The 6969-nt window shown below is 72.8% G+C and carries 4 protein-coding genes; all 4 read left to right on the top strand.

Annotated elements, in window-relative coordinates; all coding sequences use genetic code 11:
- The first annotated feature begins 93 nt into the window (after window positions 1-93).
- The 4 genes from ACFVIM_RS30785 to ACFVIM_RS30770 all read left to right on the top strand — a co-directional run bounded on the left by ACFVIM_RS30785 (window position 94) and on the right by ACFVIM_RS30770 (window position 6895).
- On the top strand, window positions 94-843 hold the full coding sequence (locus ACFVIM_RS30785) for a hypothetical protein (protein WP_384308296.1): 750 nt from the start codon (window positions 94-96) through the stop codon (window positions 841-843).
- Window positions 844-978: 135 nt separating this feature from the next.
- Window positions 979-3510, top strand: a complete 2532-nt coding sequence (locus tag ACFVIM_RS30780) for a molybdopterin-dependent oxidoreductase (protein WP_384308293.1) — start codon at window positions 979-981, stop codon at window positions 3508-3510.
- Between the two features lie 421 nt (window positions 3511-3931).
- Window positions 3932-5368: a WGR domain-containing protein gene (locus ACFVIM_RS30775; RefSeq protein ID WP_384308290.1), complete on the top strand. Its 1437-nt coding sequence runs from the start codon at window positions 3932-3934 to the stop codon at window positions 5366-5368.
- A gap of 648 nt (window positions 5369-6016) precedes the next feature.
- A complete protein-coding gene (locus tag ACFVIM_RS30770; protein ID WP_384308288.1) occupies window positions 6017-6895 on the top strand; it encodes an SGNH/GDSL hydrolase family protein in 879 nt (292 codons plus the stop codon).
- Window positions 6896-6969 lie beyond the last annotated feature (74 nt).

Below are 6969 nucleotides of genomic sequence, written 5' to 3'. Positions count from 1 at the left end.
CTCGCGAGGGGCGGCGGGCGGGGTGGCGCGGGTCTGGCGGGATCACGCCGTCGGTGATGGCCATACCGGGCCCGCCTCCTTACGCTCGTCCCGGTGTCAGGGCGGGGCACCGCGCTCCCCGTACTCCACCGGGAGCGACCGGGCTATGCGACACCGGAGGCCGCGATGAACCCTGCCCGTACGACCGTGGACGACGTGCTCGGCGGCATCGAGCGACTCGGGCTGATCGACGCCAGGGAGCGCACCGAGATCCTGTCCCTGCTCGACAGCGGTTTCGCCTTCGCCTCCGCCATCCAGCACAGCGATTCGGTGCACGCCCACGTCAAGGTGGAGGATGTGGACGCGCTGCCGCACCAGGAGCTGACGGCCCTCGGCCACCGGCCGGAGAACGCGGAGCCGGGGTACATCAAGTACGCCACCGACGCCGGAGTCCACTTCATCTTCTCCTCGATCCCCGTCGCTCAGGACGACTCGATCCCCGGCGCGGTCACCCTGGCCACACCGTTCCTGGACCATGTCGGCGTCGATATGCGCGACGAGAGCGACACGACCCGCCGTGTCTACGACGCGGTCGTGGACCGGGCCGGGGAGCTGGGATGGCGCGAGGTCACCCAGGCGGGGCCGGTGCACTGCTGTCACACCCAGGTGCAGGGCAAGCACTGGGTCTACCCGCCGGACGACTGGCCGGGATGGCGCAGGCCGATCGAGTTCGCCTTCGGCGGGCTGAGCGTCTTCGAGGAGACGATGGGGTGCGATCTGCGGCCCATCGACCCCGGGCACGCACTGGCCCCGGCGCGGGGGCCCGCCTGCGGCGGGGAGCGCCCGACGGGGTGCGGCGGCTGAGCGGACGGCACGCATCCGGCGCGCGGGCGCGCGTGGCGGTACGGACGCGGGGCTCACGGCATCGCCGCCCCGCCGCGTACGGCGGACCGGACCACGACCACGACCACGACCACGACCACGGGACGCTCGGGGGCCATGGACGAACGGGATACGTCACGACGCGGATTGATGCGCTCCACCCTGGCCGCCGGGATCGCGCTGCCCGGGGCCGCCCTCCCCTCCGTACCCGGCGAGGGAAGGCGGGAGGCCGACGGGGCAACCGGTTCCGAGACGGCGGCGCACGGCGGTGGCGGACCGGATCTCACCCAGGGATCGGCGGCCCTGACCCCGGACCGTACCGTGGCCTCCGCCTGCCAGTTCTGCAACTGCGACTGCCGGCTGCTGGTCGACCTGAAGGCCGGACGGGTCATCGGGGTACGGGGTGAGCCCGGCGACCCGGTCCAGGCGGGCGGGCTGTGCGTCAAGGCCGCCCTGATGCCCGAACTCCTCCACCACGAGGAACGGCTGACCACCCCGCTGCGCCGGGTCGGGGGGCGCAAGGGCTCGCCGGACTCCCGGTTCGAACCCGTCGGCTGGGACGAGGCGCTGGAGACCATCGCCCGGGTGTTCCTGCGGCTCAGGGACGCGGGGCAGGCGCACACCATCGCCAACCGCGCCACCGGCAGATCCCTGCGCGGCACCGGCGCCCTGGCCGCCCGGCTGCTCGCCCAGCTCGGCAGCCCCAACGCCCTCGACGTCGGCCCGGTCTGCAACGACGCGGGCGGCGACGCCCTGACCGTCACGTTCGGCCTGGGGCACTTCACCAACGGGTACGGAGTCGACGGCGCCACCGGGCGCGAGGACCTCGGCTCCGCCCGCTGTCTGCTCTTCCTCGGCACCAACCAGGCCGAGACCCATCCGGTCACCTTCGAGTACCTGCTGCGCGAGCGGCGGCGCACCGGAGCCCGGCTCATCGTGGTCGACCCCCGGCTCACCCCGACCGGGGCCCAGGCCGACCTGTGGGTGGCGCCCAAACCGCACACCGATCTCGCGCTCGTCCTCGGCATGCTCCACCACATCGTCGTCGGCGGCCGTCACGACCGCCGCTTCACCGACCGCTGGGTCCTCGGCCTGGACGCGCTGCGCGCCCATCTGGCCGCCCACGGCTACACCCCGGCGTGGGCGGCGGGGGTCACGGGCCTGTCCACGGCGGTGATCGTGCGGATCGCGGAGGAGTACGCGGCGGCCCGGCCCGCCGCGATCTTCTGCAACGCCGGGATCTCCCACCAGACGGGCGCCTTCGACACCTACCGCGCCCTCACCTTCCTCGCCGCCGTCACCGGCAACGCCGGGGTGCCGGGCGGTGGCTGCAACTTCATGCACAACACCTGGCCGGGGGAGCTCCATCTGCCGCCGCCGCCCTTCCCCGGGCCCGCCCCGGCCCGGCCGGGCCTCTCCCTGGGGCCGGACCGGCTGGCCGAGGCGATCCTCACCGGGCGGCCGTACCGGGTGCGCGCCCTGGTCACCCAGGGCAACCCGCTGGTGGCGTCGGCGAACACCCGGCGGGTGCGCGAGGCGTTCGAGCGGCTGGAGTTCCTCGTCTACACGGGGCTGTTCCGGGAGGAGACCGCCGCGTACGCGGACATCGTGCTGCCGGTCTGCTCGGGCCTGGAGACGGAGGGGGTGTACGCGCGGCGGGACGACCGGGGGGTGCGCTGGCAGGACGCGGCCGTGCCCCGGGTCGGCCACTCCCGTACCGATCCCGAGATCTGGCTGGGACTGGCGCACGCCCTGGCCCGCCTCGACACCCGGCGGCCGGCCGCCGAATGGTACGCGGCGTTCCCCGGGGAGTGGCTCGACTACCGCGCGCTGTGGGCGGAGTTCGTGGCGTGTACCCCCGGTATGGCGGGGATGTCAGAACACCGGTTGCGCGGGCGGCGCGAGCCGCTGCGCTGGCCCTGCCCCGCCCCCGGACATCCCGGGGTGAGCACGCTCTATCTGGACCATCCGTCCTGGTACGAGGCGGCCGAGTCGCTCTCCCCCACCCACCGGGGCAAACGGTTCCTCACCCCGTCGGGAAAGGTGGAACTGGTCACCGCCGCCCTGGAGGCACGGCTCGCCCCGGCCGGGCGGGGGGCGCTGCCGGTCTTCCACACCCATCCGGACGTGACGGGCGACCATCCGGTCCTCCGCCGGGGGAAGGGCTTCGTGGACAACCCGCTCCACCCGGGTGTCCTCACCCGCCCGGCGACCGTCGGCCCCCGCGCCACCCGGCCCCCGCACGGCGCCTACCCCCTGATGGGAGTCACCGGGCGGCCGAGCGTGGTGCACTTCGCCGGGGTCACCCACTGGACCCGTACCGGCAAGCGGCTCAACGGCATCCGCCTGGTCCAGATCCATCCGCGTACGGCCCGCGCCCTGGGCATCGCCGACGGCGACCCGGTACGGGTGGAGAGCCCGCGCGGCGCGGTGACGGGCACCGCGCTGCTGTGGGAGGGCATCCGCGAGGACACCGTCTTCGTGCCGAACACCTTCGGTCCGGCGCAGGGCATCGGCGATGTCTTCGGCACGCCGCGCTATGAACCGGTGAACACGCTGGTGGACGACGCCGCGTACGACAACCTCACGGGGCAGCAGGCGTACAAGTGCTTCGCCTGCCGGGTGGTACGGGTACGGGAGACCGGCTGAGGAGCGCCTGACCTCTCCGGACCGAACCCCTCCGGGCGGGGCGAGGCGGCGCGGTGAACGGCCAACGCGGCGCGAGGCACGGGCCCGGCGGGCGGAGGCCGGGGCGGGCTCGACGGGCGGAGGTGAACGCGGGCCCGGCGGAACGGAGTCGGCGGGCCCGGCGGACCGGGATCGGGGCAGGCGCGGCGGACCGGAGTCGGCGCGCTCGGTGGTCACGTGGTCGGCGGCCGGGATCGGGGCTCGGCGGTCACATGGTCGGCGGCCGGGGCGCCGGGGGCCGAAAGGCCGAGAGGGGCGGGAGGCCGTGGCACGCCGGTTGTCCACGCAGGTCAGGGGCGATTGTCAGTGGGAGGTCCTAGGGTTCTCGGCAGTGGGAACCGGCGGAAAAGATGGCCGGTTCCATCCCTGGGAGGGGTCTGCCATGTCGCGTACCACCACGTATCTGGAGCTGTCCGAGGACGGCGAAGGAGCGCACAAGTTCTATGAGGTGACCGTCGAGGGGACGGTCGTCTCGGTGCGTTACGGGCGGATCGGTGCGGACGGGCAGTCGCAGGTCGCGTCGTTCCCGACGGTGGAGAAGGCCGGGGCGGCCGCGGCGAGGAAGATAGCCGCGAAGGTGCGCAAGGGGTACGCGCCCGCGATCCAGGGGCAGCGCGCCGCCCGGCCCGTGACGCGCCGCGAGGTCACGTCGGCGCCGTCGACGGCCCGCTCGGTCGCTCCGGTGCTCTGGCGCTTCCGCACCGGCTCGGCCGCCTTCGGCATCCACATCGACGAGGACCGCTGCTGGGTGGGGAACCAGGCGGGCGATGTCTACACGCTCAGCCACGGCGGTGAGGTGCTCGCCCGCTACTCCCTGCCCGACGGGGTCAAGTGCCTGGTCGCGGACGACTTCTGGATCTACGCCGGATGTGACGACGGCACGGTGTACGACCTGTCGTCCAAGCTGCCGTTCGGCGCGTACGACATCGCCGACGACGTCGACATCTTCTGGCTGGACATCCGCGACGGCGTGCTCCATGTCTCCGACGCCCAGGGCGGTCTGACTGTCATCGACCACGAGGACGAGTACCAGTGGGCCCGGAAGTCCGCCGGGGGCCATGCCTGGATGGTGCGGGCCGACGAGCGCGCCGTCTACCACGGCCACGGCCGGGGCATCACGGCCTACGCCCCGGACGGCGGCCGGGAGATATGGCACACCAGGACCTCGGGCGCGGTGCTCTTCGGCTGGCAGGAGGAGGACGCGGTGTACGGCGGCACCGGCCGCCATGTGGTGCAGAAGCTGTCGAAGGAGTCCGGCGCGATCCTGGCGACGTACCGCTGTGACAGCGCGGTGTACTCGTGCGCGACCGCCCCCGGCGGCTCCTATGTCTTCGCGGGCGACTCCTCCTCCTCGGTGTACTGCTTCGACGCGGCGGGCAACCGGCTGTGGAAGCTGAGCACGGGCGGCGGCTCCGCGCTGTCGATGCAGTACCTCGACGAGCGGCTGTACATGGTGACGACGGACGGCTCCCTGGTCTGTGTGGACGCGAGCGCCGCCGCGATCACCGCCGCCGAGAGCGGCACGGTCCCGGTGGCCAGGGACGTCAAGTCCCGGGAGGCCCTGCCGACCTACACCCCCGCCGCCTCCCCCGCCCAGGTGGCGACGGTGGCGACGGTGGACGGCGGTGTGGTGGTCGAGTGCTTCCAGGAGTCGGGCCGGGTGCGGGTCCGGGTGGTCTCCGACGGCTTCGAACCGGGGTGGAACGTGCAGTTCCCGCGCGATATCCGGGAGGTGGGCGCGCGCTATGTGGTCGACACCCTGCACGCCTCCTCGCGGGGCTTCTACCGGGTGCGCGGGGAGATACGCCGACTCGTCTGAGCACCAGGGCGCTTGTGATGGACCGGGCCGGGCGTCGCGGGCCGGGCGGGACGGTGATGACACGGCCCAGCGAGTCCTTCCCTCCCGGGCCCCGCGGCCCGGACGGCGTCCCGCGGGTTCCGGCCGCCCCCACGGGGCTCTTCCCGGCCGTCTCCAGCCCTGCCCGAGCGGCCCGGGCGGCGCCCTCACCATGGCTTCCGGCCGTTCTCCACCAGGACGCGGGGCCTCGGTGGATTCGGCCTGTGCGCGAGAGCGGCGGCGGTGGCACGGACGCGGGGCGGACGGCTTCCCCGCAGGGGACGGCACCGGTGGCGTGGGCGCGCCCCGGCACCACGACCGGCCCGCCCGCGCTGTGGTTCCGTTCGGGCGGGGGCCGAACGGCGCACGCGCCTCAAGCGCCGCTCGCGAGGCGGGAGCGACAGCGCGGGGAGGGCGCGCGAGGGGCGCGATCCGGCCTGGAGGGGCGCGTCTGAGAAGCGTGGTGGAAGTGACATAAGAGGCAGAAGAATGGGGTGTTGCTGAGGGGACGTACACCGCACGGCCGGAAACGGGGCACCCGCGCCATCGGTGCTGAACGGCGCGCTTCATCACCTCCGTGCCGGGGGGCGACAGGTGGTTCATCCCGTTCCGAAGAGGAGAGAACAGCAGATGCCTATCCGCAGACCCCTCGCGTTCCTCGCCGCAGCGGCCGCTTTCGCGGGGCTGGTGATCGGCGGATCCGGTGGCGCCTCGGCCAGCCCCGCCCTGACGGCCGGCGCGCAGCCGACCTACTACGTCTCCCTGGGAGACTCCCTGGCCACGGGCTTCCAGCCCGATGTCCACCAGGACACCAACCTGGGCTACACCGACAAGCTCTTCGCCCAGCTGAAGAAGACCGACGCCAATCTGCGGCACATCAAGCTGGGGTGCACGGGCGAGAACACCGTCACGATGATCAAGGGAGGCATCTGCACCTACAAGGACAGCGCCAACAAGACGGTCTCCCAGCTCAACAAGGCCGTTGACTTCCTGAAGGTCAACGGCGCTCAGGTGAAGTTCGTCTCGCTGAACATCGGCGGCAACGACCTGGGAGCCTGCTTCCAGCAGGGCGCCGTCAACATCGCCTGCTCCCTGGAGGCGCTGCGTACCGTCGACACCAACGTCGCCAAGATCACCTCGGCGATCAACACGGCGTCGAGCGCGACGACCCATCTGGCGGGGGCGAACTCCTTCAACCCGTTCGTGGTGACCTTTGTGAGCGGGTCGGCGGGACAGCAGACGGCGTTCATCACGGCCGGGTTCCTCCAGTCGTTCAACGAGATCGTCGCCAGGCACTACGCCCGGTCCCACTTCAGTCTCGCGGACTTCGCGAAGGCGTACGCGTCCTTCGCCTTCACCCCGGACGTGGACGCGCCGCCGCTGGGGCGGGTACCCACCAATGTGGCGAAGCTGTGTGAACTGACCTTCGTCTGCGGCCCGTTGCAGGACATCCACCCCAACCCGAACGGCCACCAGGTCCTCGCGGACGCGATGCGGCCCGCGCTGTAGCGGCGGTGGCGCGCGCGGGTCGATGACGGGCGGAGGGCCCTCGCGCGAAGGGCGGCCCGGGGCGGTGGACGCCC

This window comes from Streptomyces sp. NPDC057638, assembly GCF_042800315.1.
GTDB lineage: Bacteria > Actinomycetota > Actinomycetes > Streptomycetales > Streptomycetaceae > Streptomyces.
Note: the sequence above shows the minus strand (reverse complement) of the source record. Positions and strands in the feature narration are given on the sequence as shown.